The following is a 25,402-nucleotide window of genomic DNA, read 5'->3' on the forward strand; positions in this document are numbered from 1 at the left end:
GGAGGAATGATGTGTACCAGACAGCCCTGGTCCTGGACGTGGAGAGTGTCCCCCAGAATCACCATGAAGAGCCCTGCGAAGAGGGAAGCGAACGAGAAGCTCCTCTGGGCGACCGGGATGGTCTGGCCCAGGAGGTGTGCGTGAAATACATAGGTGGAGGTCGCAAGGTAAGAACTCACTGAAATCGATATGACACCTTCCAGAATCAGGAGGTTCCTCACCCTCAGCCTGGGTAGCCTCAATCCACCAGACATGGTGCAGGTGGATATAACCATGATTGGGCAGATGCCAACTGCAACTGCAGAAAACACCTGGCAAAACTAAATATAAAAAGTAACTTTTACGAAGTGTTTCGCTCCGATGGTGTAGTCCGGTCAAGCATATCGGCCTTTCGAGCCGACGACCCGGGTTCAAATCCCGGTCGGAGCATAATTGTATTGACAGGAGGTAAGAGGTGTCACTGCCAAGATGATGGCTCGGTCAAGGCATGCCCGGTGACTCGATGGAGCAGGAGTGTGCCTCGCCTCGGCTCCTGACAACGTTATGACCAGATTGAAGGTGCGTTTCGAGCTTCGTGAAAGGGAGCACGAGGACTGAGTGCAACTAAAGAGATCGCTTGCACGCACGCCAGATTCAGGGCAGTACCGTACTGCCATGGGAGTATGGTAGCACAGGCGAACATTTATGCCGTGTTGCACCCTGCGGAATGGAGGTCATTCAGGAGGCTTTCTGTTTGAAGATAAGGTTCCTGGCCGCCGGTGCTTTGCTTCTTTTGGTTGACGCGCTTCTCTTTCTCATCAGGGGTGTGAGGCCCAACTTCTTCATTCCCATGGCAGTTGGTCTAATGCTGCTCATTTACGGCATAGTCACAAGGTAGCCTTTTTCTATTCCGTTGAAGAAATATCACCCCCCCACTTTTGATCGCGGTTTCATTTCACGAACCCGCCATGTTCCACTTGCGCGGAATTCGTTACCTTGTCTCAAAAATCATGGCGCGCTAAACATTGGGCATCCTGATGCAGATGTATACCGAAACGATGAGTTTAAAATCTGTTAAATTATAATACGCTTACGTCACCGTCTTAAATTGCCCTCCAAACAACTTATTAAAAAAAGATGTGTATCCGATAGTTGTGCAGCTTAATGTCTATCAGAACGATAAGATTCTCTATCTTTCATTAGACACTAATGATATTGGTTCTCAGGTTCGGCCCACTGGATCAGCAAATGGGCCTGAGCAATCCAAGCGAACCGTTATCATTCTTGGAAAGAAAGGTACAGATATTCACGAGAGAGGACTCGTTCTTCATTAAGATAGATATTATGGATGGTGACATTTTCTTTGGGCTAGGTGAGCAACCCTCAGGTTTGATAAGAAACAGGGGGGGCGCTTTTCCCTGTACAACTCGTCATCCTGGGACTATAACGACGTTAGACAGAGTATATACTCATCATTCCCTTTCCTCCTATGCATAGGTGAATCTGGGTGTTATGGTTTGCTCCTTAACATGCCAGGTAAGGTGAATTTTGATCTGGGTGTGGAGGAATATGATAAGGTTATTGTTTCATTTGCTAAATCCCCCCCGTTTGAACTCTTCCTTTTTTCTGGAACTCCCTCTGAGATAAGTGAAAGGCTAACGGAGATTACGGGGAGGCCCTTTGAACTCCCTGATTGGGCCCTGGGCCACCAGGTTTCAAGATTCACCTACTTTCCTCAAAGTTCTGTCACTGAAATTATAGAGGATTACACGAAAGAGTTCCCTGTTAGTGCTCTCTACCTAGATATTGATTACATGAACGGCTATAGAATATTCACCTGGGATCGGGAGAGTTTCCGGACCCAGAGGCTCTCCTCGACTTCTGTTCAAAGAGAGGTATCTACATAGTACCAATCATTGATCCAGGTGTACGAGCGGATCAGGGGTATGATGTCTTCAAAAAATTCATTGGAAATGCGATAGAGGACTCAGAGGGAAACTTATACTTTGACAGGGTCTGGCCGGGTACCTGCATTTTCCCTGATTTCCTGAGATCTTCTGCGAGGCAGATATGGGGAGACCTCATAAAGTCGTTCTACAGACCAGGAATGGGTGGCATTTGGCTGGACATGAGCGAACCTTCCATGCACAGAACAAGGGATGCGGGTGGATTCGGCAACAACATAGACCCAGCCGCAGTCCACACGCTTGATAACGGAATAAAGGTTAGGAACTCACAGGTGCACAACCTTTACGCCTACTACGAGGCCATGACTACCTATGAAGCCCTTAAGGGTGTCATGGATAAGCCATTCATTCTGACCAGGGCAGGATATCCAGGAATACAAAAAACATGCGGCCATATGGACAGGAGATAACAAGGCTTCGTATGAGGATCTCCGGCTTCAACTCTCAATGGTGCTTAACCTGAGCCTTTCCGGTATGCCTTACTGCGGCTGCGACCTGGGAGGGTTCTGGGGGGGAGATCCCAGCTACGACCTTGTCTGCAGGTACTACGAAATGGCAGTTTTGTTCCCCTTGTATAGGAACCACAGGATCAAGAACGGGAAGGACAATGAGCCTTTTAGGATGCCACCAATATACACAGAGATGATACGCAGAGCGATAACTCTGCGTTACCAATTTCTTCCATACCTGAGAGAACTGGCCAACGAGGCTCACACATCAGGGCATCCAATAATCAGACCCCCCTCTCTACGACTTTCCAGAGGACAGGGAAGCACTCTACATAGATGATGAGTATATGGCCGGTCACAACGTTGTTGTCGCTCGCCAGATGGATGGACGACCCGGGCGTGACTTTTACCTGCCCCCCCATGGCACCTGGAAGGAATATGCATCTGGTAGAGAGATGGCAGGGAGAAGGTGGTACTGGTCTGATGACAACATACCTATCTTTATAAGGGTATAAGAGTTAGAGGTCAAAGACCGAGACCTACCTTAGGGCCCGATTCCATATCAGAAGTAAAGGAAAGAAGCACCCTGCATTGGCCTTTAGTTGTGACTGTATGTGAAGAATATACCGATCGCCATATCCTCCCAGAAATTCAGAATTGGAATAAAATGCCTTGATAATCTGTCCTACCCCCCCAACATCACTCCAGACACGCCTAAGTCTGTGAGCCAGTTCGTGATTATAGCATAGATTGTTTGGTATGTCAGGAGAACCGAAATTGTAACTCCGCAATTGTATTGGAGATAGTTGCATACAACCCCGTGGTGATAGTGTCACAGGATCCGTGTAAGGAGATCACAGGAGGTTCATGAAATAGATCGATACATTTTGCGAATATGACCGAGATGATGAACAGTGGGATCAGGGGTGATCAGGTCAATCGGTACACCTCAATACGAAGAGAGCGCCATGAAGGCCATCTACCTAGGGTAGCCGAACTCTAATGGAGATGGTATTTCATTTCGCTGGTTGGACTCTATAAATGCATGGATACGGTTGGGGGCATCTCCCAGATGGGGTATCCCTAGGCTTACACAAGAATCGTGACACTAGGGCCATAGGGCATATTCCTTGAGTGCCATTCATTTTTGTCTTTCATTACCTCTTTAGGGAGGAAGTCTTGTCTGCCATGTTCCACACCAGAGGAGTTGTAGAGCGGCGCATTCACCAAAGTATCAACAATAGTCCTGAACATAACTGTATTCCCAGGAATGGAGAGATATAACCTTACTTACATATGGGGCCTGATCAGACAAAGCGGACTGGGTTTCCGATCCCAGCTGGTCCCTCAGTGCGCTTGACGTTGCGGATGGGCCAGCAGTGCCATTAGTGTGTATTTCAGAAATATGATCCGTAGGCGCTCACTCGCAGGTAGCCTTAAATTAGAAGCGGGCTCCAATGGATTGGCAAGACAGCCAATTAATGCCATAGGTACTCGGAAACACGGGGAAACACTTATGCGACGGCATTCTCCGTGCAGAAAAGGATTATTACAGAGTGGGTGCGTTTTGAAGTTGAAACCCTACCGCCGGTATGGTATCTCTGGCTATTCACCCCCCATCTTCAATCGTGATGTGTGTGAACCGCAATTTCTTCGTCCTATAGCAGTTGGTATGATGCTTGTCGTTCAAGGCATAGTTAAAGGTACCCTATTCCAAAGACGTTCAGGTGCGACCAGAATCGACACAGAAGGAGAATTTTACTGGAGGCTAACCATAATTTACAGTAAATTCATATATTATTATTGTATTGACTAAATAAATTAACTTATAAATACAATGATTTATATAGCATAATAAGGAAGAGCCCATACCAGAGGAACCAAAGAAGCGGCGATTAGGCACTATAATTGCTGTGGTCGTAGTCGTGATAGTGATCGTTGCAGTGGTTGCTTACGTTGAAACCCACAGACCGGCAGCTCAGGCGCAGGCGCAGTATCTGGCTGTCTACCCCCCCGGCCCTGCAGGGCCTGTGAACAGTGATCACCTGGTTGGAGGTGATGTCCTTGCCATAGCAAAGGGTTCCCCCCCAGACATGTCAGCCCTAGAACAGTTCATAGCCTATATGATGTCGCCTTATGTGCAGCAGCTATACCTCAACTACACTGGTTTCATACCAGTTGATACCAACGCGTACGGACAGGCCAGCGCTTCGAACAATGTGGTACCGACGATATACAGTCCCAGCAATGCCACAGTCACAATATACTACTACGACGATATAACCCCCCCGACAGATGCCAGCTTTGTGCAGAATACCATAATAGCGACATTCGAGAGTGAGTTCCCGAACATACACGTACATTACATCAATGAACAGGCATCAGATATTGTCAGCGGCATAGAGGCCCTGGAGAGCGCTGCCACTAACGGGAATATAAGCGAGCCAGTTGTTATGAGCATAGACAACCTGGATGTGGGTGTCCTCTTCTACGGGGGGTTACCTAGCCAACCTAACGTCTGCAGAGCCAAAACTCGTTCCGAGCGACATCATAAAGTCCATCCAGGAGGTGACCCAGTATGAGGAGAAAGTGTTTGGAGGCATATACTTCATAACAGAGAGGGTCAACATACCTCTAGTGTGGGTCAACTACACTGCTCTCAAGAACGCGGGCATAGATAGCCTACCGAGCAATCTCACACAGCTGATGACGGACGCAAAGATCCTTTACCAGAAGTACGGTGTCGGCATGGTCAACTTCCAGGGGCACGGTGGTGCTAGCACTGCCACTGAGCTGTACCAGTGGATGGTGCAGTTTGGAGGTAACCCGCTCAACTTCAACGACACCGGGGGGGATGTCAACGCAATATGGTACCTGGCAAACCTGAGCAAGTACTTCAGCCCCCGAGTACAAGACATCTTACTGGGCCACATACAAGGGTTTGGCCAGCAACAAGTACACAATAATGGACTGCCAGTGGCCTGGTTCAGTCAACCTTACCGCACTGGGCATGAAGCTTGTGAACCAGAGTGACAACGTAGATCAGGTATCAGAGCAGGCAATCAACGAAGGAGTGTTCCTCAGGACACCGGTTCCTTGGATAACGGAGTGGCAGACCCTAATGGACCAGGCATGGACTTATCTCATTGAGGACGGTCACGGAACGAACTACACGAACATATACAATGAACTCAGCAGTATGAACCACAGCCTGTATGAGTACCTGCTGAGCAACTACAACTCCACAGTCGCACAGGAATATGAAAAGGGAGAGTTCCAGCCGCTGCTGGTTTGAACTTTCTATAAGATTTTATTTCAACATATTTTATTCTGCTAGAGCCCGTCCTCGACCAAGTTGCCATCCCTGTACTTCCTGAACTTTTTGATTGAGAACCTTATGTAATCTCCTGACTCCACGGGACTCGTAGAACGCACCACTACGGTCTTCCCTTTGACATCACAGTATACAAAGTAAGACTCGTGGACTATCTCAAATGAAATTACTCTGCCCTCTATTTCCCCTGAGTCGCACTCCACCCAATAGGGCCGGAAACCTATCTCTACCCCCCCATCCAGGCCCAGGACACTGCCATCCAAGAAGTTCATCGGGTAGTCCCCCCCTATGAAGTCTCCTATCCACTTTGTCTTAGGGTTCTCATAAAGTTCATTGTACTTGCCTATTTGCTCTATCCTCCCGTTCCTCAGCACCGCCACCCTGTCGGCCAGGTTCTGGGCCTCGCTCTGATCATGTGTAACGTAGACAAATGTCTGGTTGAAGTCCCTCTGGATCTTCTTCAGCTCCTCCCTAGCAGTGAACCTGACCCTTGCGTCCAGGTTGCTCAGCGGCTCATCCAGTAGAAACATGGCTGGGTTCCTCACCAGGGCCCTTGAGAGGGCGACTCTCTGTTTCTGCCCGCCACTGAGCTGAGTCACGTTCCTATCCAAAACCTCTTCGATATTGAGCTTCTTTGCAATTGAAGTTACCTTCTCCCTAATCTGTTGCTTGTTCATGTGAGCCATGCGGAGTGGAAAGGATATGTTCTCGTACACCGTCATGTTGGGATAGAGAGCATAGTTCTGGAAGACCATGGCAATGTTCCTTTTGTTTGGTGGCAGCTGTGTTATGTCCTTGCCATCCAGTATTATGTGACCACTTACAGGTCTCTCTATTCCCACGATGGTCCGTAACAGTGTTGACTTGCCTGTGCCAGAGGGGGGGCCAAGTATGACAAAGAACTCCCCATCTTCAATCTCTAGACTGAGCCTGTTCAGAACCACCTTGGATCCGTATCTCTGAGTAACATTCCTGAGTTCGAGTTTCGTGCTCATCCTACCAACCCCCCTGTAAGGTACTGGCCCTTAAGGTACCTCTGCAGGAACGCTGCGATCACCAGTACAGGGATGGTTACTATGAGGGCAAAGGCTGAGGCTTGGAAGGGCAGTGCCCTAGAAACATAATCGTAGAGCTTAACAGGGTATGTCGGAGCACCCGGAGATATTATCACTGCGTACGTGAACTCGTCCCAGGAGGTCATCCAGGAGAGGAGGAACGTCACGATGAGTCCAGGTATTACCAGGGGGGGAGTATAACCCTGGCGAGCGAAGCGAATATACCTGCGCCGTCCACCCTTGCCTGTAGGAAAAGCTCCCTCGGTACAGACCTGAATGCGCCGAGCATTATGAATACAGAGAGTGGGAGGACAACCAGCTCCTGTGCTAGCGCTATACCCATGAAGTTGTCATACAGCCCGAATTTCAGGAACTCGGAAGCAATGGGTATTGCTACCACAATCCCGGGCATCATGTTGGAAAAGAACAGGAGGACGACTATTGTGTTCGCAATCTTGGGGGGGCTGATCCTGCTCAGGCCATAGCCGGCAGATATGCCGAATAGCAGGGCCAGGACTGCAACGATCATTGCAACATAGAAGCTCCTCTCCAAGGGGGCCGATCAGGCTGAGTGATGTGAGGGCGCTTCTTACGTTGGAGAGTGTAAAGCCGAGAGGTATCTGGCTGGGATAGAGGGAGCCAAAGGTGTACCTGACGGGTTCAAATGCTATCAGGAACAGGACGTAGAATGGATACAGGAAAAATATGGACAAGATTATTATGGCAACTATGAAGCCGACCTCACTGGGCTTCATACTGCCTCACACCTCCCATAACAAGTATTACTGACGCGAAGGCCAGGATAAATATCAAGAGTATGACGGCAGCCGCGTAGGCGTAGTAGATGGTCGGAGAATATAGGTTATAGTTCTGGTACACGAGAGTCGTCAGAAGAATTGGATGGTAACCTATGAGGACAAGTGGGAGAGCAAATATGTTGAACTCGCTGACCCCCCCTTATCATCATTGCTATTGCAAGCGTTGATTTTACGTTTGGTAGAATTACATGCCAGAACCTCCTTGCAGGCCCAGCCCCCCCGTCTATAAGTGCTGCCTCCTGTATGGTTGGTGAAAGTGAGCTTAGGCCTGAGAGCATTATGAGTGCAACGAGCGGCGTGTTTTTCCATGAATCGGAGAACATAACTACGCCCATCTCTGAAAACCTGGAATAATACCAGTTTACAGCATGAAGGCCCAGCAGCCTTAGGAATGAGTTGGCAAACCCCCCCGACTGCACTGAATATCGTTGAAAATATGAAGGCAGACACGACAGTGGCGACTCCGAACGGGAGTATCATTATGGTTGAGAATGCAGCCTTTCCAGCGAATTTCTTTGTCAGTACCACGGCGATGCCAAGTGCGTGGAAGAACTGTATCGCAAGGGCGCCCAGGCTGACTATTACGGTGTCCACTATGGAAGTACCCAGTCCCTGTGAAACTACACTCTGGTAATTGGAAAGGCCAAGGACACCGTGGGGGGGGAGAAGAAACTCTTGTAGACTGCCAGGCCGCCGCGTAGAATGAAAGGATAACTATATAAGCCACTGCAGGGAGTATAAGGAGGTAGTACGTGTACTGATCCTTCCACACAAACCTGTCCCTCTCTCTGGGAAACCTGGCTACTTCTGTGGGGGTCTCGGAAGGATACAAAATATACATTAATAAGTCAATATATTTCACATGCGCACTGAAATATTGGGTCTTAAATAGATCATGGTCCACCGACTCAGGTCTTGCGTAGACACTTCCCACTTGTCTGGCCAATGGCAGGGCCGAGCTGGCGGAGGCCTGGTGTAGCCAAACGCTCCCATTCATCGTAACCTTACGGGGCACTAACTCGAAACACCGGATGGGAGTGAAAGCGTTAAGTCCATACAGGGCCATGACCGGTCATGGCCATCGCAGTTCTCGGGTACGGGAAGATTGGCAGGGCCATAGTGAAGGACCTAGAGAATAGCATGCCCTCAGAGGAAATCGCAGTGTTCGATCCCTATGCCAAGGAAACCGGGAAGGGGGGAACCTGAGGGTGAAAAGGGTAGACCCGCTCTCTCCAGATACATTCAGGCACATAGCTGAAAGCGACCTGGTGATGGCCGCGCTCCCTGCTGAGCAGAGGCCAGCCCTTATCGGTTTAACCCTCAGGTACGGTGCCAGGGTGGTTGACGTAACGTTCGGCAACGATGACCCTTTCAGCCAACAGGCCACAGGGAACAGGAAGTCCCTCTACATCCCGGACTGCGGCCTGGCCCCGGGGGGGCTCAGCAACATGGCGGCCGGGTACTTTCATTCTGTAATGGATGAGACCGAAGACCTGAAGATATATGTTGGTGGCATACCAGAGAGACCTGTGCCACCCCCCCTGGACTACGTGATAACCTTCGCGTCGCAGAGTGTCATAGACGAGTATGTGAACAGCGTCACCTGGGTGAGCGGTGGACAGGTCAGGGTTGACCCTGCCCTCTCCGGCACAGAAGAGTTCCATCTCAGCGGCTTTCCCTTCGCACTCGAGGCCTTCCTCACAGACGGCCTCAGGACGCTCCTGAGGAATGTTAGGGTCAAGAATACGATGTTCGAGAAGACCATACGCTACATGGGGGGGCACTCCGACAAGGTCATGCTCCTGCGTGACCTGGGCTTCTTCAGCAGCGACGCTGTGGATGTCGCTGGATACAGGGTGAGGCCGAGGGACCTCACAGCGGCCCTATTCGACAGCAAACTGAGGGCCAAGGTGTCAGGGACATGATAATACTCAGGGTCACTGCCACAGGTACCTCAGGGGGGGGAAGAAGGGTGCATAGGGGGGGCATGGAGATGATCCACGTTCACAGGAAGGATGATGGCCTCACCTCCATGTCTGTTACGACGGCTGCACCGGCATGTGCCGTGGCGGAGCTGTTGCTCGGCGAAGACCTAGACCTCCACGGCGTGGTCTGCCCTGAAGAGCTGGCCATGAAGGCCGGGGGGGTCTTCGGGAAGGTCGCCGGTGCCTCAGGAGGAGGGGCATAGAGCTCAGTTTCAGTGAATCATGAACATAAGTCCCCCCCTCTTCGCCCAACTGGCAGATCGTTAAATAGTGAGGAGGCATAGTACGGGTACATCATGAGCGACCTAGCTATCTCGGTGAGATCCCTCAGGAAGACCTACGATGGAATCAGGTACGCCGTTGACGGAATATCCTTCGATGTGAAGAGGGGGGGTGAAATATTCGGGCTGCTGGGGGGGAAAAACGGAGCTGGGAAGACCACAACAATCAGGATGCTCACCACGCTCATAAAGCCCACCAGCGGGACCATTGAGGTGCTGGGCCTTGACCCGCAGAGGGAGCCCCCTGGAGGTGAGGAAGAGGATAGGGGGGGTTGTGCAGCAGTCCGAATCGATAGACTTCACAACGGTTGAGAACTGCATGAAGATCTATGCCACCCTGTGGGAGGTGCCCAGGGAGGTTGCGAAGGCCAGGACGGAGGAACTCATGGAACTCTTCGACCTGAACCCCCCTGAGGAAGTCCAGGGCCTTCGAGCTATCAGGAGGCCAGAAGAAGAGGCTCCAGGTGGCCAGGGAACTCCTGCACGACATGGATATCCTCTTCCTGGATGAGCCCACCGTGGGCATGGACCTATAATGAGGAGGAAGGTCCTGGACTACATCAAAAGGAGGGCAGGTGAGGGGGGGCTCACTGTGGTCTTCACGACGCACTTCCTGGACGAGGCAGACTACCTCTGCGACAGGATCTCTATCATGGCCGGCGGAAAGATAGTGGCGCAGGGGGGGAAGGCGAGTGAGCTCAAGGTGAGGTACAGTGGCCTGAGGACTCTGGAAGTTGACGCCGGGAGCTGTACGGGATCCTGCCGCTCTGAGGGAGGCAATCGTCTCCAGGGGCCTCGCCCAAGACGTCTCCGTCGACGGCAGCGTTGTTAAGGTCATCGGCAGGAACATATCGAGAGAGCTTGACGAGGTCATAAGGTGCTCAAGGCCAATGGGGTCTATCCTGAGAACATAACGATGAGGGAGGCGACCCTTGACGATGTCTTCATTCAGGTGGTGGGTGTCTCGTGAGGGTGCCGGCTTCCCTTAGGCTGACCTACAGGAACATAATCGTTAACATGGACATGGGCACGATGATCTTCATGCTTGGCCTCCCTGCCTCTACCTCCTTGTCATGGGCACGATGCTGCAGAACATAGTCCCTGGGGTGGCAGTTGCATCCCAGCACGTCTCCTACACCCACTTCCTTGGCCCCCCCGGCATAGTGGCGATGCAGACGCTCACCGCTGGAAACATAGGCGGTGGCATGCTGTGGAGTGACAGGAGGTGGGGCATGTTCGAGCAGCTCATGGTCGGCCCCCCCTTCAAGAGGACTGACTACCTCCTGGGGATCATATTCGTTGCGATCGTGTTCGCCGTTCTCGGCAGCTTCATAATGCTCGGCATATCTGTCGTGGTCTCCGGGGGTTTCTTGTTCAGTGCCTACACCGTCGCACTGACAGTGGTCGGCATAGCGTGGGCACGATACTCTTCTCATCCCTCTTCCTCATAATATCGGCTGTTGCCAAGACGATGCAGGCCTACAACACCATAACGATAGCGCTCTTCTTCATCCTGGACTTCGCGAGCTCTGCCTTCTACCCGATACCACCAGACAGCGAGGTGGTCATCAGGTACTTATCGCTGGGCAACCCGCTGACGTACGTCGTGGACGTGATCAGGTCATCCCTCTTCGGTGCTGCTTCCCTCTCCACACTCATAGACCTCTCTGCCCTGGCAGCCATAACTGTTGTGCTGTTCACCGCATCTACCTTGATGTACAGGAACGTCAGGACTGGCGTCTAGGCGATGCTGTACCTCAGGAGGGCAGCGATTCCACCGAAGCCCGCGAGCTGCGCTCCAGGTTCCGTGAACCGGCTGAATATGATCATCCTGCTCCCTCTCTCCACGCACCTGTCAGCCAGTTCCCTGACCTCTTCAGATTCCCTGAACTTGTTCTCCAGCACCATCAGGGTGTCCACAGCCCCCCATGTCAATTGCCCTCTTCACTTCTTCGAGGCCGTAGGCCACTGCACCGTTCCTTGAGAGCCTTCTCATGAACTCCGCCATCACCCTGGATTCCACGGCTGCCCTGCTCTCCCTCATCACGGCCTCCGATTCCGGCGTCTCCAGGAACCGGTAGACTGCACCCGCGTCCCTCCTGTCGGAGTGGACAACGCGGACCGGGATGCCCCTGAAGCCCTGGTCGGCCCTGAGGTATTCTCCGAAGGCATCTGGAGTGAAGCCGGGCCCCCCCAGGACGATGACTGCTGTGGCCTGCTGGGCCAGGGGCCTGAGCGCGTTCCTTACCTGAGAGAAGAACTCGCCGTCCCTCTCCTGGTGCTCATAGTCCTTGCCCGCCCTCTGCGATGGTATCCGCGCCACCTCCTCCACAGAATAGGAGCGCAGCCTGCAGATGGTGGCTTCCTCGTCGTCCATTACCACGAAAATGGCCTGGCCTGGTGTGTACCGTTGAGCGCCTCTTCGAGGAGCTTCCTCTCCGATGGAGTGATTGACCTCTTCATGAGGTAGAAGTCGTCACCTGGGCCCAGCTGCAGGGACTGGTGCTCTCCAGTGACACCCTCTGGGCCCTCTGTTACCGTACCGAGTATGCGTACCCTGTCAGTGAACTCCACGAACCCGACGTCCTGAACGGATATCGTGACTGTCACCGGCACCCTTGACCTCTCCTTTGAGCGCACCGCATCTTCCTGCTTCTCCATCCTCCGCAGGGTTGTGGCCCGGACCAGGTCGCCCGGCTTCACCAGGTTCTTGATGTACCAGAGGTCGTCCTGGCCCTGGATCAGGATGTGCATCAGGCCACCTGAGCTGTCACTGTCTATGATCTTCATCGGTACCACGCAGCCTATCTATCTCGCCCTTTATGTTCCTGAAATGTGAGCCCTCCCAGTAAACCTTTCCGCAGCCCGTGCACCTGTAGAACCTGTCGTGCCTTTCCAGGACACCGTCAGGTACCAGTGAGGAGACCTCGCCGTTGCCCACAGCCACAAGGGAGGAGTTGCAGAGGGGGCACCTGGTGAACATGGCCGACCTCTCCGGCGGGAACGCTGCCATCACCTGGGCCAGCTGCCTGCGCCAGTCATCGCTCTCAAGGTACATGGATTCCCTGTACCTCCTGCTCAGCTCCCTGTCCCTGGTGAGCAGGAAGAGGCCACGGCTCTCGCACTCCCTCAGTATCTCCGCGTCCTCCTTCTCGCTGCCAGCGTATGTTACGTCATAGCCCAGGAGGCGCATCCACCTGCAGAGCCTCCCGAGCATGCCGTCAGCCATGAAGCCCCCCCGGGCCATAGCCACCCCATCTCTGGATCAGGCTGTTCACCACCCCCCCGATCTGGTCCAGTATCCTGGACACCACAAAATCGACCATGTCCTCAACGCTCTTTGGCCTGGTGTAGTAGCCGGGCATGGCCGGCAGTATCACCGCGCCCATCTCGGAGAGCGAGAGCATGTTCCTCAGCGTCAGTGTGCTCAGCGGTGTCTCCCTGGGAACAAGCACCAGCTTCCTCCTCTCCTTAAGTGCAACCGCCGCTGCCCTGGTTATGAGGGTGTCAGAGATGCCTGCAGCGATCTTGGACAGCGTTGAGATCGAGCATGGCACTATGACCAGGGCATCGAATATGAAGCTGCCGGAGCTCACCCTTGCCGCAACGTCGCGGTCATCATACACGTATTCCGCATACCTTTCAAATTCACGTGCATCGAGATCAAGTTCGGCCCTAGCCACCAGCCTGGCGTGTTCAGATACGATCAGGTGCACCTCGTGCCCCCCCTTCAGGGACTGGAGGAACCTGAGCGCTATCACGCTACCGGAGCCGCCGGTTACGCCCACCACTATCCGCATATATGTGTAGTATTGCCTGGATATTTACTTCTTCCTGTTAAACACGAAGTACAGGACGAACACCACTGCGATGATCGCCACTATTATTGCCACGTCCCTGTAAGTGGCCACGGGCCCGGCCACCTTGGGCTTTGACCAAGAGAAGCCCGGGTAGGCACCTGCGTTCAGGGCCTGGATGTTCGTGTATCCCTTCACCTGCGATGGGTCGTTTTCTATCCTCTCGAAGGCAAGCGTCATGTTCTTGATGGTGGGAGAGCCAATCTGGGAAAGTGCCTCCACGAACTCCGCACCGTACGGGTTGAGGCCCGTGTAGGAGAGGTCGAAAATGATCAGGTCCTGGGATGCATTGGCTGACCAGTTGTACTTGACGTAGGTGCTGTTGTCTATGATGTCGGTGAAGAATGTGGTCCAGTCGGTATCTGTTATGTTGTAGCTCTCATTTGTGCCGACCACGTGGTAGGTTATCGTGGGCAGGGTGGATGGCGGTGCAGGTATTGGTGGTGCCGATGCAGAGCTTATGAAGGGCATGAGTGCGAGCAGAACCACGACGGCCAGGGAGGCCAGCCTTACAGTCCCTTTCCTGTTCATAGGGTGGAAGCAGATCGAGAACCCCCTTAATATACTTACCCAGGTGGCCTGAGGAAAACCCTGCCGTCCGGGTCCCTCCCGAGAGATATCTTACGGTCGCTCAGGAGCGAGGAAACGCACCTCCTGGCTGCACCGGGCCTGTACCCGAGCTCCCTGGCCCTCCTCCTGACGGAGGCGTACGATGCAGGCAGCATGGCAATTATCTCCTCTTCGAGGGCCCGGTCCGGAGGTTTCCTTAGGGCTGTTGCAAGCGACAGGTAGAGGGCTGCGGCCACGGGAGCAGCGTAGGGGGGGAGGAATCCAGGGTCAAAGTAAGTCCCGCTCAGTTCCACGGCCCTGCCCCTGTACGAAACCCTGGCCGAGACTGTATAGAGCCAGGCAGAAGACCTTCCACAATGCCTGTGCCATCCCCCGCCTTGGAGCCGCCAACGAACCAGGTTATGTTCAGGAGGGACAGGTTCCCCCGGCCCACAATGTGCACCCATATGCCGAGCCAGGTGTCTGTGGAGGACAGGGAAATGGAGCCCAGTTCGGGGGGGTAGAAGAGGACTGTAACGCTCGAATTGTAGCTGCTGTTGAGCCCGTTGTCCGCGAATGCCACTATTCTGACTCTGTAAACCCCCCCATTGGAGGGTGCCTCAAACTCCAGGTTGCCGCTTGGGGCCCGTGCACGGAGGATCCTGTTGCCAACGGTGATGTTTACGTAACGCAGCGGTACCTGGGAGGTGACGGTGTAGTTCACATTTATGCTGTTGCCGTGGACGGTCACGCTGGCTGAAATTGCTGGGGGCCCGGTCTGAGTATACTGCTGTGAACCCCCCCTCCAGTGACCACACGCCGCACCTTGTGGTCACGTTCAGCGTGATGTTGTAAGTGCCGACGGTCTCCAGGTATATATCCATGGTGCTGCCGTTCAGCGCCGCACTGAGACCAGCTTCAGGAAGAACCGTGACCTCAAGGCCGTCAGTGCCTATACGGATGGTGTGGGAAGACGTGTATACTGTGCCGCTGACAATGGCCGGAGGCCCGCTGTTGTTGTAGTATATGTAAGAATGCGCAACGGCCACCACCCCCGCTTGGCCCGGTCGCGGTGGCCATGACCGATATGTTCCCCTCCTCCCCTGGCGCGAACTCGGGTGTGACGTTGAATGTGAGGCCTTCGCCCTGGCCGGAAGCGACCAGTTCCCCCGTTTATGTATAGGGAAATAACAGATGTGGTGTTCGTTGCCACAAAGACCTCAACGTCCTTCACGCTTCCGTTCCCGCTGAACGACACAGCGTGCCTTTCCACCACCAGTCTGATGGAGGGCGCGTAGGTGATAACAGTGAAGGAGGTGTGCCAGAGGGCCACTGCAGTGCCGTTGATCATACCGTACACCGTGGCGTTCCATTCTCCGTTGCCCAAGTGCTCAACTGTCCTGTTGAATGTGAGGCTCTCCCTTATGGACACGTTGCCGGATGAAAGGGCCAGCATATACATGCTGACACCAGTTACCGCAGGCCACCATAGCTCTACGGCCGAGGTGTTCAGTACGCTCCCGTTGATGGGTTCCATGGTGCCTGCTCCTCCGCCACGGACAAGGACATGGTAGAGGATGGAGGAGTTGAATTCCACGCCTAAAGCGTCCATGGCTGTTACGTTTACATGCAGTGTGCCAGCCACAGTGGGGACTGTAAAGGAAGTGCTGTTCCCGGATGCATAGACCGAGCGGTTCAGTACCTGAACCCTCATCCACACGATCTCGTTCCTGTCACGTGCGCTCACCGTGACCCTTGAGCCGGAGAGTATGTAGCTTCCACTGGATGGCTCAGGCGATATCACCGGGCTGTAGTGGTCCACCGTGACGTTGAACCGCCTCACAACCCTCTCTCCGCTCACCGGGATCAGGGTTATGGTGGCGGTGTATCTCCCCCCCTCGGTACAGAGGACGTGCTGACCTCGAAGGTGCCGTTTATAGGTGTGAAGTTTTCGCCGAAGGCGGAGAGCACCATGTGGTAGGGCACAGGGCATACTACAGATGGCCTGACCACCAGCGTTGAGTTCGATACGTACCGGGGCTGGGCCACGAGAGACGCCTGCACTTCCCTGGGCGGATATTTGCTGAAGAACTCTGTGCTGTTGCCGTTCCATACTGCCAGGACACCTGCACCCGGCTCGACGGTGAAGCGGCCCTTCACTGGAGGCGAAAACAGTGAGTCCCATGAGGCACCAATGTCCTGCGAGAGCACCTCACTGGCCACGGGCTGCGCTACAAGCTGCAGGCCGCCTGGGAGTGCAACGAAGTAGGCGTTCTCAGACACCCTTACAACCGAGTAGAGGTACCCGTCAAACAGGATCGAGTCATTGAATCCAGTGCCTGTGTAGCCCAGGCGAACCTCGTCCAGTATATCGATGTTTTCCCCCCCAGAACTTCCAGGGATTCTATGCTCTCCCCCCCGCTGCCAAGTGCGATACTGAGGTTGCCGTTCCTCTCACCGAAGGATAATAGGGTGGTGCTGTTAAGGTGGAAAGACATTGGAGGCCCCCCCGAGTATGCGGATACCGTTACTCCTGCTGGCCCTGTCCCTATTATGTAACCGCCTGCCACGTACGCGTGCGTGGTGTTCCCGGGCAACGTGAGGTTATGGTAGGTGACTGCAAGGGTGGACAAGTTCACGGTGACTACTGACGCCCTTGTACCGTTGGAGAAAAGCAGGTAGAGGTACCTGGAGCCGAAGTAGTATGACTCGATGGACATACCCCTCTCGTACAGGGCCTGCCCGGCACCTGTGGCCGGGTTAACGAACGCCACGGAGGGGGGGCCTGTGATGTTAACTGTGGTGGAGAGATAGGGGGGTCAAACTGGAGGCCGGGGCCATTCACCTTTTCCTCTTTGCTGTACAGGTATCCATTGACCTCTGCGGCGCTGAGGTTCTGGTTTCCACCTGTTATGGAGTATATGGAGGTTGAAGAGAAGGGGGCCTCCAACCTCCACCGTCACGTTTCCGGCGGTGTCCAGGAATATACCGGAAACGGTTGCGTTGAGAGGTCCCACTGAGAGGTAGTCCTCTGTGCCGTATGGCAGAAGCGAGAAAGAGAAGAGCGAGTCTTGCGGTGGCCTCGTGCCTACGGCCTCCCAGGAACCTCTGGGGGATACGAACCACATCGTCCCGTTTCTGACGCCGAACACCAGGGACCCGGCATACCTGCCTGAGAGCCATATTGAAAGGTTCTCAGAGGTCATTGAGTAGCTTGCACTGTCGTTCCAGGCCATTGTGATCCTGATCGAGGGTACATCCGTCTTAATCAGGACGCCGGCCCTGTCGCCTCCGTAGCCATATGTCATGACAGCGAATGCGTTCCCAAGTGTGGTATGCAGGCCCCCGGCAAAGTCGAAGGGTTCGAAGCCGACCTCAGAGAAGCTATCCAGCTTTGGTTTGCCGGAAAAGCACCATGGGCCAGGCCCTGGAACGATATACTGCCACCAACCTGTGCTGATAGAGGCCGTTCAGCGTTAAGCCGTTGTGTGTTGACAATGTTAGTGCCACCCGCCTGCACCATTAATATTATAATTACTAATGATAACAGTAATACCTTATTAATGTTTCTCATCTATTTCCCGTGATCTCCACTAAACATATATTATCTCCCGGGACTGATACGTTTATAACTGCATTAAAAATGGTAGTGGTGGATGATCAGGGTAGGCATAAACGGTTACGGCACGATAGGCAGGAGAGTGGCAAATGCGGTTCAGCTGCAGAGGGACATGAAGGTTGTTGGCATAGTGAAGACAAGGCCAGACTATGTGGCCCGGGTCGCCTCCTCAAGGTTCAGCATATTCGTCCCCGACGAGAGCTACCTGAAGGCGTTCGATGACGCTGGCATAAAGGTGAAAGGCGTGCTCAGTGACCTCATTCGTATGAGCGATGTGGTTGTGGATGCAACCCCCTGAGGGCCAGGGGGGGAAGAAGAACACGCCCATGTACAGAACTGCTGGTGTGAAGGCCGTGTTCCAGGGTGGGGGGGAAGAGGCTGGGGGGGTTGCAGACGTCAGCTTCAACGCCTACTCATGCTTTGATTCCGCAGTTGGCAAGTCCTCAGCCAGGGTCGTATCATGCAACACCACAGGCCTTGCAAGGTCACTGCATGCACTGCACTCCGAGTTCGGTGTGGAGCACGTGGACGGCACCATAATCAGGAGGGCAACGGACCCGAACGACCACAAGAAGGGGGGGCCCATAAACGCGCTGGAGCCGAGCCTGAAGATCCCGTCGCACCACGCACCTGACCTCAGGACGGTGCTGCCAGTGGACATAGACACTGTGGCGATCAAGGCACCGACAACACTGATGCACATACACGTCCTGAACGTCACTCTCAAAAAAGAGGTGCAGCAGTCTGACGTGATATCGGCCTTCAGCTCGCGCAGGAGGATAATGCTGGTGGACGGCAAGGACGGGGGGGTCTCCTCCACGGCACAGGTCATGGACCTTGCCAGGGAACTGGGCAGGGACCGCTCTGACATGTACGAATTGGTTATATGGAGGGACGCAGTGAGGGTATCCGGTAGGAGGGTGAGCTACATCCAGGCTGTTCACCAGGAGAGCGATGTCGTCCCTGAGAACGTGGACGCCATCAGGGCTGATGGGGGAGCATGGAGAGGGACGCATCGATCGATGCAACTGACAGCTCGCTCAATATTGGGGGTATGAAGATCTATGGGTGAGAAGGAAGGAGAGAAGAAATACACGATAGAGGACCTCCCGGGTGTTGGTGAGGCCACGGCGGAGAAGCTCAGGGAGAACGGCTATGACGACCTCATGACACTGGCGGTTGCCTCGCCCAAGGACCTGTCGGAGGTCTGCGGGATAGGTGAGGGCGCGGCCATCAAGATAATATCGGCAGCGAGGAAGTATGCGGATGTGGGCAACTTCGAGACCGGGGGGGAGCAGATCCTCGAGAGGAGGAGGGAGATACAGAAGCTCACCACCGGGAGCAAGAACCTTGACGGCTTGCTCGGAGGTGGCCTGGAGACGCAGGCGATAACGGAGTTCTTCGGGGGGGAGTTCGGATCGGGGGGGAAGACGCAGATAATGCACCAGCTTGCCGTCAACGCCACCATGCCGAAGGAGAAGGGTGGCTTTGATGCCGATGTCCTCATAATAGACACGGAGAACACCTTCAGGCCTGAGAGGATCGTGCAGATGGCCAGGGCCAAGGACCTCGATTCAGACAACGTCCTCAGGCGCATACACGTCGCCAGGGCCTACAACAGCCACCACCAGATCCTCCTTGCGGAGAAGGCGCTGGAGATGGCCAAGGAGTTCCCCATAAGGCTGCTCATAGTCGACTCATTAACCTCCCACTTCAGGTCCGAATACATGGGCAGGGGGGGTTCCCTCGCAGAGAGACAGCAGCTCCTGAACAGGCACATGCACGACCTCCTGAAGTTCGGTACGATCAACAACGCCGTGATCGCTGTGACGAACCAGGTATCCGCGAGGCCAGACGTGTTCTTCGGAGACCCCATGGCGCCCATAGGTGGGAACATAGTGGGCCACACTGCCACGTTCAGGATCTACCTGAGGAAGGCAAAGGGTGGCAAGAGGATAGCGCGGCTCATAGACTCCCCGCACCTGCCCGAGGGCGAAACGGTGATACAGGTAACAGAGGACGGCATCACCGACGGGGGGGTCTGATGCGGAATTTCTGGGACACCATAAGGGAGAGGTTCCGGGATTACCCCCCCTCACAGCTGGCAGTCGTGAGGAAGATCATCTCCCTCGGCCTGAGCGTGGTCCCTGGCCCTGATGGATCCCCCAAGGGTCACGTGCGACAACATAGAGGTGAGGACAGCTGCCATAGCGCAGGCGCTTGGAGTTGACAGGAGGGTGGTGGCCAAGGCCCTGAGGAGGATCATAGAGGACCCTGAACTGCGCAGCTTCTTCGGCGCCCTCAGGCCCACCACCAACCTCTCCATGGCAAGTTCGAAGCTTGGCCTGGGCGTAATAAGGATAATACCCACGTCTGCGTCTCATCCGGGCATAATAGCCGGCGTCTCAAGGGTAATAGCGGACTTCGGCATATCCATAAGGCAGGTCATAGTTGATGACCCAGAGCTTGTGGAGAACCCGACGGCCCTTATCGTGACCGACGGGCCGGTCCCGCCTGAGGTTATACCGAAGATCAGGAAAGTCCAGGGCGTGGAGGCTGTGACCATACTATGACCTTAGGTTCTCAGTTATGACCCTGAGTGCGTTGGACCACATGACCTGGTCTGCATGCGTCCCGAGCCTTTCCCTCAGTTTCCCGTACTTCGTGACGTCCTCGAAGCCTGACGGTGTTTTCTCTATGCCCAGGAAGTCTGAACCTATGGCAACGTGCTCCCAGCCGAAGTTGTTCCCTATGTACTCAGCGTGCTTCACCATGTCGTCCATGGAGGCTGAGGGGCCGAGTGTGGACGTGATTGCTGTGATACCTATAACGCCACCTGTGTCCACGATGGCCTCTATCTCCTCGTCGTCCAGGTTCCTGACGTGCCTGTGGACCGACGCAGCGTTTGCATGCGAGCATATAACTGGCCTGCCTGTCACAGAGCAGGTGTCCAGCACGGTCCTCTTCGATGCGTGCGCAAGGTCAACTATTATGCCAAGCGAGTTGCACCTCTCCACGAGCTCCGTGCCGTAGCCTGTGAGGCCGTAGTCAACCTTCGACATGCAGGACGAACCGAACTTGGTGTCATAGTTCCACGTTATGCCAAGGTTCCTGAGGCCAAGGTTGTAGTAGAGGTCGAGGTCATAGGGGGGGTCGGTGAGGACATCCGTGCCCTCCATGGAGATGAGGAAGAGCAGGCCGCAGGACGATGTGTCCTCAACGTTGCGCACTATCCTGACCCTCCCGGTCCTCTCGAGGTAGTAGTAGAACTTGAACTGTTCCATCGCCACCTGCACAAGAGGTGCAGATGACTGGGTGCGGAAGCCGTAGTTCCTGCTCAGCTCCTCTGCCCTCTCGTTCTCGGTATAGATGTGGGGGGAAAACCACGGAGAAGACCATGGCATTGCCAAGGCTGGACAGCATGTCAACGCTGCTCTGCCCACTCCCGTGGATCACATCCTGCCTCTGGGATGAGAAGGCCAGGTCCTGGTGAAGGTCTATGAGGTTCAACTGCGGACACTCCCTCAGATGTAGTCGTCCAGGTGACCATTATATAATATGTCCATGACCTTATCTATCTTTTCCTTCACCTCTTCCACTGTGCTGCCAGTTATGTTGACATGGCCCATCTTCCTCTTCCTCCTGACCTCGTCCTTCCCGTACCAGAAGGGTGGGTGTCCCCCCCCAAGCGCGAGTATCCTCTCCCTGGCAGCAGCGTCCAGCGGGCGGCCAAGTATGTTGACTATGCCCGAAGACGAACTGCATGGGTTCATGTACGGGCAGCCCAGCCACTGCACGCACGTGCTGCTCGAACTGCGATACAGAGAAGCCGAAGAGCGTGTGGTGGCCGGTGTTGTGAACCCTGGGGGCAAACTCGTTCACTATGAACCTGCCACCCACATTGTAGAACTCTATGCCCATAACTCCAACATACGAGAGAGATGCCATGAGCCTGAAGGCTATGTCCCTCATCTCGCTCCCCCCCCTGTAAGGCCCGTAGTTGTAGACGAGTATGCCGTTCCTGTTCAGGTTGAACGAGGGCTCAAATGCACCCATCCTGCCGTCGGGAGTCCTGTAGCAGATTATGGACGCCTCGTTTTCATACCTCACGAACTCCTCCACTATTGCCTTCCCGGCCCCCCCTTCCGGCACCTCGTCCCTCCGGCCGTCAAAGAAGTAGTACTGACCCTTTCCATCGTAGCCGCCCTCGCACATCTTGACCACACAGTCACCCATGTCCTTCACTGCCCTCATGATCTCGTTTTTCCCGTCCGCCACCACATAGCGTGCGGTGGGTATGCCGTGCCTGACGTAGAACTCCTTCTCGAGCGAGCGGTCCCTCTTCAGCTTCACAGGGAGCAGTGATGGCCTCAGCTTGTTCTGCTCCTCCGCGTACTCCAGGGCCCTGCCGTCAACGTGCTCGAACTCGTAGGTCACGTACTGTGAAGAATCGACGAATTCCCTGTAACCGTCTGCCCTGAAATAGCCGTGGGCGAACCTTACAGCGGGCCCTTGGGCGGTGTCACAAACGGAGAACCTGAGGCCCAGGGGAGTACCTTCCAGCAGCATCATTAGGCCCAGCTGGCCAGAGCCCAGGATCCCGAGGTCGAATTTCTCGGGCATCTCACTCCACCCTCTGTGCAAGCACCTTCTGTTCCTGTTCCTTCATGTACTGGGCCAGCTTCTCCTCCACCTCCCTGTACCTGATGGACAGTATCCTGAGTGCCAGGAGTGCAGCGTTGACTGAGTTCCCTATTGCAACGGTGGCTACCGGTACCCCCCCTGAAGGCATCTGGACTATGGACAGCAGGGAGTCTATGCCCTTGAGGTGCCTGCTGGGAACAGGCACGCCTATGACTGGGAGCGTCGTCATGGACGCGGTCATGCCCGGGAGGTGGGCAGCGCCGCCCGCAGCTGCTATTATAACCTCGTATCCCTCTTCCCTCGCACTCCGTGCGAACTCATACATGAGGGAGGGGGGTCCTGTGTGCGGACACGACCCTGACAGTGGTCTCGATGCCAAAGTCCCTCAGCAGCTTTATGCCATCGACCAGGTGCTCATAGTCACTTTTACTGCCCATTATGACTGCAACCTTAGGCATGCTTCCCAATCCCTGCAGCACTTATAAACATCCACTCCACCACCCCCCACCCGGCATTGCGAGATCAGGTGCCCAGAGGGGGCGGATGCCTGCGGGCGTATCATGGGCCACAGCCCAATGCAACACGACATGGGTTCCGGTGCAATCCGGGCACATTGCATCCTCATCATGCTATCAATGCCCCCCCTTCAGCGCGCCGCCACCGATACCACTGGGGGGGCCGTCGCCAACAAGTGCGAGGGCCTCACCAAGGGAGTGGACCTCGCCAGAAGAGGCCTTGCGGATCCTGTTCATTATCGCGAGGCCAAGGCCGCCCTCACCGAACTTCTGTATGAAACCTGCCCTGCTCCCCCCCTGGTCTCCAGTGCGAGGAAGGCCGAGAAGAGGTTCCTGGCAACATCCTCCATGGTCAGGCCGAGGTCTATGCAGTCCGCCCTGCACACCCCCCCGCACACGGAGTGCTCTGCTATCACAGTTATGTCCTTCCTACCCGTGGCGCACAGCTCCCTTATGGTATCCACGTCTGCCATGAACATCTGTACAGAGGGAGAGTAGTGCCTGTACTTCATTCCCGGGGGGGTGAGGGCAACCGGGCTCAGCCTGAGTCCCCCCCTGGCCTCATCCGTAACCTCTATCTCCCCCCCGAAGTGGCGCTCGAGGAACTCCACCGGGTACCCACCTGGCCTAAGGAGCCTCGGTGTCCCTCCCCCCCTCATGTCGAGTATCGTCGATTCCACCCCCCCTATCCTTACCGGGCCACAGTCGTAGATGAGGTCGACCCTTCCGTACATCTCTCGGATTGCCTGGGAGGAGTCCACTATGCTTGGCCTCGTGGCAAGGTTCGCGCTGGGGGGCAGCAATGGGCACACCGCTCTCCCTTATGAGTGCCAGGGCCAGCGGGTTATCAGGCATCCTCACCGCCACGTAGGGCGACCCCCCCCTGTGGTTACATCGGGCACCACGTCCCTTTTCCTGACAAGGACAGTTAGCGGGCCGGGCCAGAGTGCTTTCAGAGCGCTTACCAGACCTTCTGGCGGGTTCTCTGCCACCCTCAAGAAGCCCTCCATATCGCACACGTGGACGATGAGAGGGTTATCTGCAGGCCTGTTCTTTGCCCTGAACACCTTCAGGCAGGCCTCGGCTGACAGCGCGTTGGCACCGAGCCCGTACACGGTCTCGGTTGGGAATATCACGGTGCCGCCTGCCTTAATCACGGATGCCCCCCCCTTCCTCACCGCCTCCATATCGGGGGGGTGCCACTGGTCTGTACGGACTACAACAGTCATTACAGGGCTGTATTGCAATGACGGAATTAAGGTTGCCCGGCCTTCTGTGGTTTCAAAAGGTTATTATCACAAGAGAAAATGGGAGCAGCATGCCCATTTCACTGGACTCCTACGACATCACGCTCGATATCGACTCGAAGGAGCACAGGATAAGCGGAACGGAGACGATAATAGTACTGAAGGCAGAGAGCCAGGTCAGGCTGGACGCTGTAGACATAGAAGTGACGGGCGTGAGCATTGACGGCAAGAGCGCGGGCTGGAGGGTGGAGGGAGACCAGGTCGTCATAGATGCTCCCACGAGGGATACATTCGAGCTCACTGTGTCCTTCACGTCCAGGATATCCAACGGCCTACAGGCATGTACGTTTCGAGGACTTCCTACGGGGGGGAGATGTTCACAACGCAGTTCGAGTCCACCGGGGCCAGGCACCTCTTCCCCCCCTGCGTCGACAACCCAGCCTGCAAGGCGCAGTTCAGGCTATCGCTGATCATAGACAGCGACCTGGAGGCCATCTCCAACATGCCTGTCAGAACGGTGCAGGACCTGAAGGGCAAGAAGAAGGTCACGTTCGATGAGACGCCGAGGATGTCCACCTACCTCCTCTACATAGGTGTGGGCAAATTCGATTCACGTTCAGTCAAGTGGAAGGGGGAAGGACATAATCCTCGCCGCTCCGAAGGGGCACCTATTATCCACGGACTTCCCCCCCTTGAGGTGGCGCAGAAGGTGCTCGAGAAGTATGAAGAGTACTTCGGGATCGAGTACCCGCTGCCGAAGATGCACCTGATAGCAGTGCCAGAGTTCGCCGCAGGGGGGGCCATGGAGAACTGGGGTGCCATAACGTTCAGGGAGGTTGCCCTACTAGTGGGCCAGTCAACAAGCACTGCAATGAGGAGGAGGGTGGCCGAGGTCATAGCACACGAGATAGCGCACCAGTGGTTCGGGAACCTCGTGACCATGGAGTGGTGGAACGACCTCTGGCTCAACGAGAGCTTCGCCACGTTCATGGCTTACAAGTTCATAGACAGGCTCTTCCCGTCATGGGACGTCTGGGGCACGTTCGTGCTGAGCGAGACACAGCAGGCCCTCAGGGGGGGGATTCCCTGCAGTCCTCCCACCC

Annotated in this window: 33 protein-coding genes, 1 tRNA gene and 8 pseudogenes; 21 read left to right on the forward strand and 21 right to left on the reverse strand. The window is 55.0% G+C overall.

The genetic code is table 11. The features are described 5' to 3' along the window. Positions 1 to 354 precede the first annotated feature (354 nt). From JCM13583_RS08105 to JCM13583_RS08140, 10 genes and pseudogenes are all read left to right on the forward strand, one after another. A tRNA-Glu gene (locus JCM13583_RS08105) sits at positions 355 to 429 on the forward strand. A 277-nt stretch (positions 430 to 706) separates the two neighbouring features. After that, positions 707 to 877 carry a hypothetical protein gene (locus JCM13583_RS14070; protein ID WP_171823529.1) on the forward strand — a complete coding sequence of 57 codons (171 nt, stop codon included), beginning with the start codon at positions 707 to 709 and terminating at the stop codon, positions 875 to 877. 520 nt (positions 878 to 1,397) lie between these two features. After that, positions 1,398 to 1,532, forward strand: a pseudogene (locus tag JCM13583_RS14370) (hypothetical protein); the annotation flags it as partial. Next, positions 1,509 to 1,886, forward strand: coding sequence for a hypothetical protein (locus tag JCM13583_RS08110; RefSeq protein ID WP_162509644.1), 378 nt, complete (start codon positions 1,509 to 1,511; stop codon positions 1,884 to 1,886). The pseudogene JCM13583_RS14370 and the gene JCM13583_RS08110, both read left to right, overlap by 24 nt. Continuing rightward, positions 1,811 to 2,356, forward strand: a complete 546-nt coding sequence (locus tag JCM13583_RS12785) for a hypothetical protein (protein WP_162509629.1) — start codon at positions 1,811 to 1,813, stop codon at positions 2,354 to 2,356. The genes JCM13583_RS08110 and JCM13583_RS12785 overlap by 76 nt, the downstream gene beginning before the upstream one ends. Continuing rightward, on the forward strand, positions 2,313 to 2,735 hold the full coding sequence (locus tag JCM13583_RS08120; RefSeq protein ID WP_162509630.1) for a hypothetical protein: 423 nt from the start codon (positions 2,313 to 2,315) through the stop codon (positions 2,733 to 2,735). The genes JCM13583_RS12785 and JCM13583_RS08120 overlap by 44 nt, the downstream gene beginning before the upstream one ends. Further along, entirely contained in the window at positions 2,728 to 2,910 is a 183-nt protein-coding gene (locus JCM13583_RS08125) for a hypothetical protein (RefSeq protein ID WP_162509645.1), read from the forward strand. Before JCM13583_RS08120 ends, JCM13583_RS08125 begins: the two co-directional genes overlap by 8 nt. A 1,398-nt stretch (positions 2,911 to 4,308) precedes the next feature. Further along, positions 4,309 to 4,977: a hypothetical protein gene (locus JCM13583_RS08130; protein ID WP_075057323.1), complete on the forward strand. Its 669-nt coding sequence runs from the start codon at positions 4,309 to 4,311 to the stop codon at positions 4,975 to 4,977. Positions 4,978 to 4,984: 7 nt separating this feature from the next. Continuing rightward, entirely contained in the window at positions 4,985 to 5,428 is a 444-nt protein-coding gene (locus JCM13583_RS08135) for a hypothetical protein (RefSeq protein WP_171823530.1), read from the forward strand. After that, positions 5,406 to 5,690: a hypothetical protein gene (locus JCM13583_RS08140; protein ID WP_162509631.1), complete on the forward strand. Its 285-nt coding sequence runs from the start codon at positions 5,406 to 5,408 to the stop codon at positions 5,688 to 5,690. Before JCM13583_RS08135 ends, JCM13583_RS08140 begins: the two co-directional genes overlap by 23 nt. A 38-nt stretch (positions 5,691 to 5,728) precedes the next feature. Here JCM13583_RS08140 and JCM13583_RS08145 read toward each other — a convergent pair whose 3' ends face one another. The 4 genes and pseudogenes from JCM13583_RS08145 to JCM13583_RS08155 all read right to left on the reverse strand — a co-directional run bounded on the left by JCM13583_RS08145 (position 5,729) and on the right by JCM13583_RS08155 (position 8,443). Beyond that, a complete protein-coding gene (locus JCM13583_RS08145) occupies positions 5,729 to 6,724 on the reverse strand; it encodes an ABC transporter ATP-binding protein (protein WP_075057326.1) in 996 nt (331 codons plus the stop codon). Continuing rightward, positions 6,721 to 6,951, reverse strand: a complete 231-nt coding sequence (locus tag JCM13583_RS12790) for a hypothetical protein (protein WP_162509632.1) — start codon at positions 6,949 to 6,951, stop codon at positions 6,721 to 6,723. The genes JCM13583_RS08145 and JCM13583_RS12790 overlap by 4 nt, the downstream gene beginning before the upstream one ends. 14 nt (positions 6,952 to 6,965) lie before the next feature. Beyond that, positions 6,966 to 7,337: an ABC transporter permease subunit gene (locus JCM13583_RS12795; protein WP_162509633.1), complete on the reverse strand. Its 372-nt coding sequence runs from the start codon at positions 7,335 to 7,337 to the stop codon at positions 6,966 to 6,968. A 188-nt stretch (positions 7,338 to 7,525) separates the two neighbouring features. Beyond that, a pseudogene (locus JCM13583_RS08155) lies at positions 7,526 to 8,443 on the reverse strand (sugar ABC transporter permease). A 367-nt stretch (positions 8,444 to 8,810) separates the two neighbouring features. On the opposite strand from JCM13583_RS08155, the gene JCM13583_RS08160 reads away from it, so the two are divergent. From JCM13583_RS08160 to JCM13583_RS08180, 7 genes are all read left to right on the forward strand, one after another. Beyond that, positions 8,811 to 9,527, forward strand: a complete 717-nt coding sequence (locus tag JCM13583_RS08160) for a hypothetical protein (protein ID WP_075057327.1) — start codon at positions 8,811 to 8,813, stop codon at positions 9,525 to 9,527. Further along, positions 9,524 to 9,790, forward strand: coding sequence for a hypothetical protein (locus JCM13583_RS08165; RefSeq protein ID WP_075057328.1), 267 nt, complete (start codon positions 9,524 to 9,526; stop codon positions 9,788 to 9,790). Before JCM13583_RS08160 ends, JCM13583_RS08165 begins: the two co-directional genes overlap by 4 nt. A 93-nt stretch (positions 9,791 to 9,883) precedes the next feature. Next, positions 9,884 to 10,180, forward strand: a complete 297-nt coding sequence (locus tag JCM13583_RS12800) for an ATP-binding cassette domain-containing protein (protein ID WP_162509634.1) — start codon at positions 9,884 to 9,886, stop codon at positions 10,178 to 10,180. Positions 10,181 to 10,278: 98 nt separating this feature from the next. After that, entirely contained in the window at positions 10,279 to 10,404 is a 126-nt protein-coding gene (locus JCM13583_RS12805) for an ATP-binding cassette domain-containing protein (RefSeq protein WP_162509646.1), read from the forward strand. Next, positions 10,404 to 10,700 carry a hypothetical protein gene (locus JCM13583_RS12810; protein ID WP_162509635.1) on the forward strand — a complete coding sequence of 99 codons (297 nt, stop codon included), beginning with the start codon at positions 10,404 to 10,406 and terminating at the stop codon, positions 10,698 to 10,700. The genes JCM13583_RS12805 and JCM13583_RS12810 overlap by 1 nt, the downstream gene beginning before the upstream one ends. Positions 10,701 to 10,950: 250 nt before the next feature. Further along, positions 10,951 to 11,319 (forward strand): hypothetical protein, encoded by a 369-nt coding sequence (locus JCM13583_RS14075; protein WP_075057329.1) that lies wholly within the window; start codon positions 10,951 to 10,953, stop codon positions 11,317 to 11,319. Then, positions 11,283 to 11,612 (forward strand): ABC transporter permease, encoded by a 330-nt coding sequence (locus tag JCM13583_RS08180; protein ID WP_075057330.1) that lies wholly within the window; start codon positions 11,283 to 11,285, stop codon positions 11,610 to 11,612. Before JCM13583_RS14075 ends, JCM13583_RS08180 begins: the two co-directional genes overlap by 37 nt. Here the strand turns inward: JCM13583_RS08180 and JCM13583_RS08185 are convergent. From JCM13583_RS08185 to JCM13583_RS08240, 12 genes are all read right to left on the reverse strand, one after another. After that, positions 11,609 to 11,776 carry a hypothetical protein gene (locus JCM13583_RS08185; protein WP_162509637.1) on the reverse strand — a complete coding sequence of 56 codons (168 nt, stop codon included), beginning with the start codon at positions 11,774 to 11,776 and terminating at the stop codon, positions 11,609 to 11,611. The two genes, JCM13583_RS08180 and JCM13583_RS08185, sit on opposite strands and share 4 nt — an antisense overlap. Further along, positions 11,745 to 12,245, reverse strand: coding sequence for a hypothetical protein (locus tag JCM13583_RS08190; protein ID WP_075057331.1), 501 nt, complete (start codon positions 12,243 to 12,245; stop codon positions 11,745 to 11,747). The genes JCM13583_RS08185 and JCM13583_RS08190 overlap by 32 nt, the downstream gene beginning before the upstream one ends. Next, positions 12,245 to 12,658, reverse strand: a complete 414-nt coding sequence (locus tag JCM13583_RS08195; RefSeq protein WP_075057332.1) for a pelota family protein — start codon at positions 12,656 to 12,658, stop codon at positions 12,245 to 12,247. Before JCM13583_RS08195 ends, JCM13583_RS08190 begins: the two co-directional genes overlap by 1 nt. Then, positions 12,639 to 13,097, reverse strand: coding sequence for a Mut7-C RNAse domain-containing protein (locus JCM13583_RS08200; RefSeq protein WP_171823531.1), 459 nt, complete (start codon positions 13,095 to 13,097; stop codon positions 12,639 to 12,641). The genes JCM13583_RS08195 and JCM13583_RS08200 overlap by 20 nt, the downstream gene beginning before the upstream one ends. After that, entirely contained in the window at positions 13,090 to 13,668 is a 579-nt protein-coding gene (locus JCM13583_RS08205) for a UbiX family flavin prenyltransferase (protein ID WP_075057334.1), read from the reverse strand. Before JCM13583_RS08205 ends, JCM13583_RS08200 begins: the two co-directional genes overlap by 8 nt. A 24-nt stretch (positions 13,669 to 13,692) precedes the next feature. Further along, complete coding sequence (locus JCM13583_RS08210; protein ID WP_075057335.1) at positions 13,693 to 14,256, reverse strand: hypothetical protein; 564 nt, start codon at positions 14,254 to 14,256, stop codon at positions 13,693 to 13,695. A 35-nt stretch (positions 14,257 to 14,291) separates the two neighbouring features. After that, positions 14,292 to 14,588, reverse strand: coding sequence for a hypothetical protein (locus JCM13583_RS08215; RefSeq protein ID WP_075057336.1), 297 nt, complete (start codon positions 14,586 to 14,588; stop codon positions 14,292 to 14,294). After that, complete coding sequence (locus JCM13583_RS08220) at positions 14,579 to 15,025, reverse strand: hypothetical protein (RefSeq protein ID WP_075057337.1); 447 nt, start codon at positions 15,023 to 15,025, stop codon at positions 14,579 to 14,581. Before JCM13583_RS08220 ends, JCM13583_RS08215 begins: the two co-directional genes overlap by 10 nt. 201 nt (positions 15,026 to 15,226) lie before the next feature. Continuing rightward, on the reverse strand, positions 15,227 to 16,135 hold the full coding sequence (locus JCM13583_RS08225) for a hypothetical protein (RefSeq protein WP_075057338.1): 909 nt from the start codon (positions 16,133 to 16,135) through the stop codon (positions 15,227 to 15,229). Positions 16,136 to 16,146: 11 nt separating this feature from the next. Further along, on the reverse strand, positions 16,147 to 16,557 hold the full coding sequence (locus JCM13583_RS08230) for a hypothetical protein (RefSeq protein ID WP_075057339.1): 411 nt from the start codon (positions 16,555 to 16,557) through the stop codon (positions 16,147 to 16,149). Between the two features lie 2 nt (positions 16,558 to 16,559). Beyond that, a complete protein-coding gene (locus JCM13583_RS08235) occupies positions 16,560 to 17,048 on the reverse strand; it encodes a hypothetical protein (RefSeq protein WP_075057340.1) in 489 nt (162 codons plus the stop codon). Between the two features lie 45 nt (positions 17,049 to 17,093). Continuing rightward, positions 17,094 to 17,582, reverse strand: a complete 489-nt coding sequence (locus JCM13583_RS08240; protein WP_075057341.1) for a hypothetical protein — start codon at positions 17,580 to 17,582, stop codon at positions 17,094 to 17,096. A 348-nt stretch (positions 17,583 to 17,930) separates the two neighbouring features. Between JCM13583_RS08240 and JCM13583_RS08245 the strand changes: the two are divergent. The 3 genes and pseudogenes from JCM13583_RS08245 (at position 17,931) to JCM13583_RS08255 (ending at position 20,466) form a co-directional block, all read left to right on the forward strand. Next, a pseudogene (locus JCM13583_RS08245) lies at positions 17,931 to 18,951 on the forward strand (type II glyceraldehyde-3-phosphate dehydrogenase). Between the two features lie 6 nt (positions 18,952 to 18,957). Further along, on the forward strand, positions 18,958 to 19,938 hold the full coding sequence (radA, locus tag JCM13583_RS08250; protein WP_075057342.1) for a DNA repair and recombination protein RadA: 981 nt from the start codon (positions 18,958 to 18,960) through the stop codon (positions 19,936 to 19,938). Beyond that, positions 19,938 to 20,466, forward strand: a pseudogene (locus tag JCM13583_RS08255) (ACT domain-containing protein). The gene radA and the pseudogene JCM13583_RS08255 overlap by 1 nt, the downstream one beginning before the upstream one ends. On the opposite strand, the pseudogene JCM13583_RS08260 reads toward JCM13583_RS08255, so the two are convergent. From JCM13583_RS08260 to JCM13583_RS12820, 5 genes and pseudogenes are all read right to left on the reverse strand, one after another. Further along, a pseudogene (locus tag JCM13583_RS08260) lies at positions 20,461 to 21,403 on the reverse strand (dipeptidase). The pseudogenes JCM13583_RS08255 and JCM13583_RS08260 sit on opposite strands and share 6 nt — an antisense overlap. A gap of 14 nt (positions 21,404 to 21,417) precedes the next feature. After that, positions 21,418 to 22,516 (reverse strand): annotated as a pseudogene (locus JCM13583_RS08265) (5-(carboxyamino)imidazole ribonucleotide synthase). A gap of 1 nt (position 22,517) precedes the next feature. Next, positions 22,518 to 22,995, reverse strand: a pseudogene (gene purE / locus JCM13583_RS08270) (5-(carboxyamino)imidazole ribonucleotide mutase). Between the two features lie 293 nt (positions 22,996 to 23,288). Further along, entirely contained in the window at positions 23,289 to 23,855 is a 567-nt protein-coding gene (locus JCM13583_RS12815) for a Sua5/YciO/YrdC/YwlC family protein (protein WP_171823532.1), read from the reverse strand. Positions 23,856 to 23,909: 54 nt separating this feature from the next. Next, the gene (locus tag JCM13583_RS12820) at positions 23,910 to 24,281 is read right to left on the reverse strand and encodes a Sua5/YciO/YrdC/YwlC family protein (RefSeq protein ID WP_162509639.1); all 372 of its coding nucleotides are present in this window, start codon (positions 24,279 to 24,281) and stop codon (positions 23,910 to 23,912) included. 358 nt (positions 24,282 to 24,639) lie between these two features. Between JCM13583_RS12820 and JCM13583_RS08280 the strand changes: the two are divergent. After that, positions 24,640 to 25,402, forward strand: a pseudogene (locus JCM13583_RS08280) (peptidase); the annotation flags it as partial.

Source organism: Thermogymnomonas acidicola JCM 13583 (assembly GCF_001316105.1).
Lineage (GTDB): Archaea > Thermoplasmatota > Thermoplasmata > Thermoplasmatales > Thermoplasmataceae > Thermogymnomonas > Thermogymnomonas acidicola.

Coding starts and splice junctions, on each gene's coding strand:
- JCM13583_RS14070 (WP_171823529.1), top strand. CDS start 707: ATGGAGGTCATTCAGGAGGCTTTCTGTTTGAAGATAAGGTTCCTGGCC.
- JCM13583_RS08110 (WP_162509644.1), top strand. CDS start 1,509: ATGCCAGGTAAGGTGAATTTTGATCTGGGTGTGGAGGAATATGATAAG.
- JCM13583_RS08140 (WP_162509631.1), top strand. CDS start 5,406: ATGAAGCTTGTGAACCAGAGTGACAACGTAGATCAGGTATCAGAGCAG.
- JCM13583_RS08145 (WP_075057326.1), bottom strand. CDS start 6,724: ATGAGCACGAAACTCGAACTCAGGAATGTTACTCAGAGATACGGATCC.
- JCM13583_RS08165 (WP_075057328.1), top strand. CDS start 9,524: ATGATAATACTCAGGGTCACTGCCACAGGTACCTCAGGGGGGGGAAGA.
- JCM13583_RS12800 (WP_162509634.1), top strand. CDS start 9,884: ATGAGCGACCTAGCTATCTCGGTGAGATCCCTCAGGAAGACCTACGAT.
- JCM13583_RS12810 (WP_162509635.1), top strand. CDS start 10,404: ATGAGGAGGAAGGTCCTGGACTACATCAAAAGGAGGGCAGGTGAGGGG.
- JCM13583_RS14075 (WP_075057329.1), top strand. CDS start 10,951: ATGCTGCAGAACATAGTCCCTGGGGTGGCAGTTGCATCCCAGCACGTC.
- JCM13583_RS08185 (WP_162509637.1), bottom strand. CDS start 11,776: ATGGTGCTGGAGAACAAGTTCAGGGAATCTGAAGAGGTCAGGGAACTG.
- JCM13583_RS08190 (WP_075057331.1), bottom strand. CDS start 12,245: ATGGACGACGAGGAAGCCACCATCTGCAGGCTGCGCTCCTATTCTGTG.
- JCM13583_RS08195 (WP_075057332.1), bottom strand. CDS start 12,658: ATGAAGATCATAGACAGTGACAGCTCAGGTGGCCTGATGCACATCCTG.
- JCM13583_RS08200 (WP_171823531.1), bottom strand. CDS start 13,097: ATGGCTGACGGCATGCTCGGGAGGCTCTGCAGGTGGATGCGCCTCCTG.
- JCM13583_RS08205 (WP_075057334.1), bottom strand. CDS start 13,668: ATGCGGATAGTGGTGGGCGTAACCGGCGGCTCCGGTAGCGTGATAGCG.
- JCM13583_RS08210 (WP_075057335.1), bottom strand. CDS start 14,256: ATGAACAGGAAAGGGACTGTAAGGCTGGCCTCCCTGGCCGTCGTGGTT.
- JCM13583_RS08240 (WP_075057341.1), bottom strand. CDS start 17,582: ATGACATATGGCTACGGAGGCGACAGGGCCGGCGTCCTGATTAAGACG.
- radA (WP_075057342.1), top strand. CDS start 18,958: ATGGGTGAGAAGGAAGGAGAGAAGAAATACACGATAGAGGACCTCCCG.
- JCM13583_RS12820 (WP_162509639.1), bottom strand. CDS start 24,281: ATGACTGTTGTAGTCCGTACAGACCAGTGGCACCCCCCCGATATGGAG.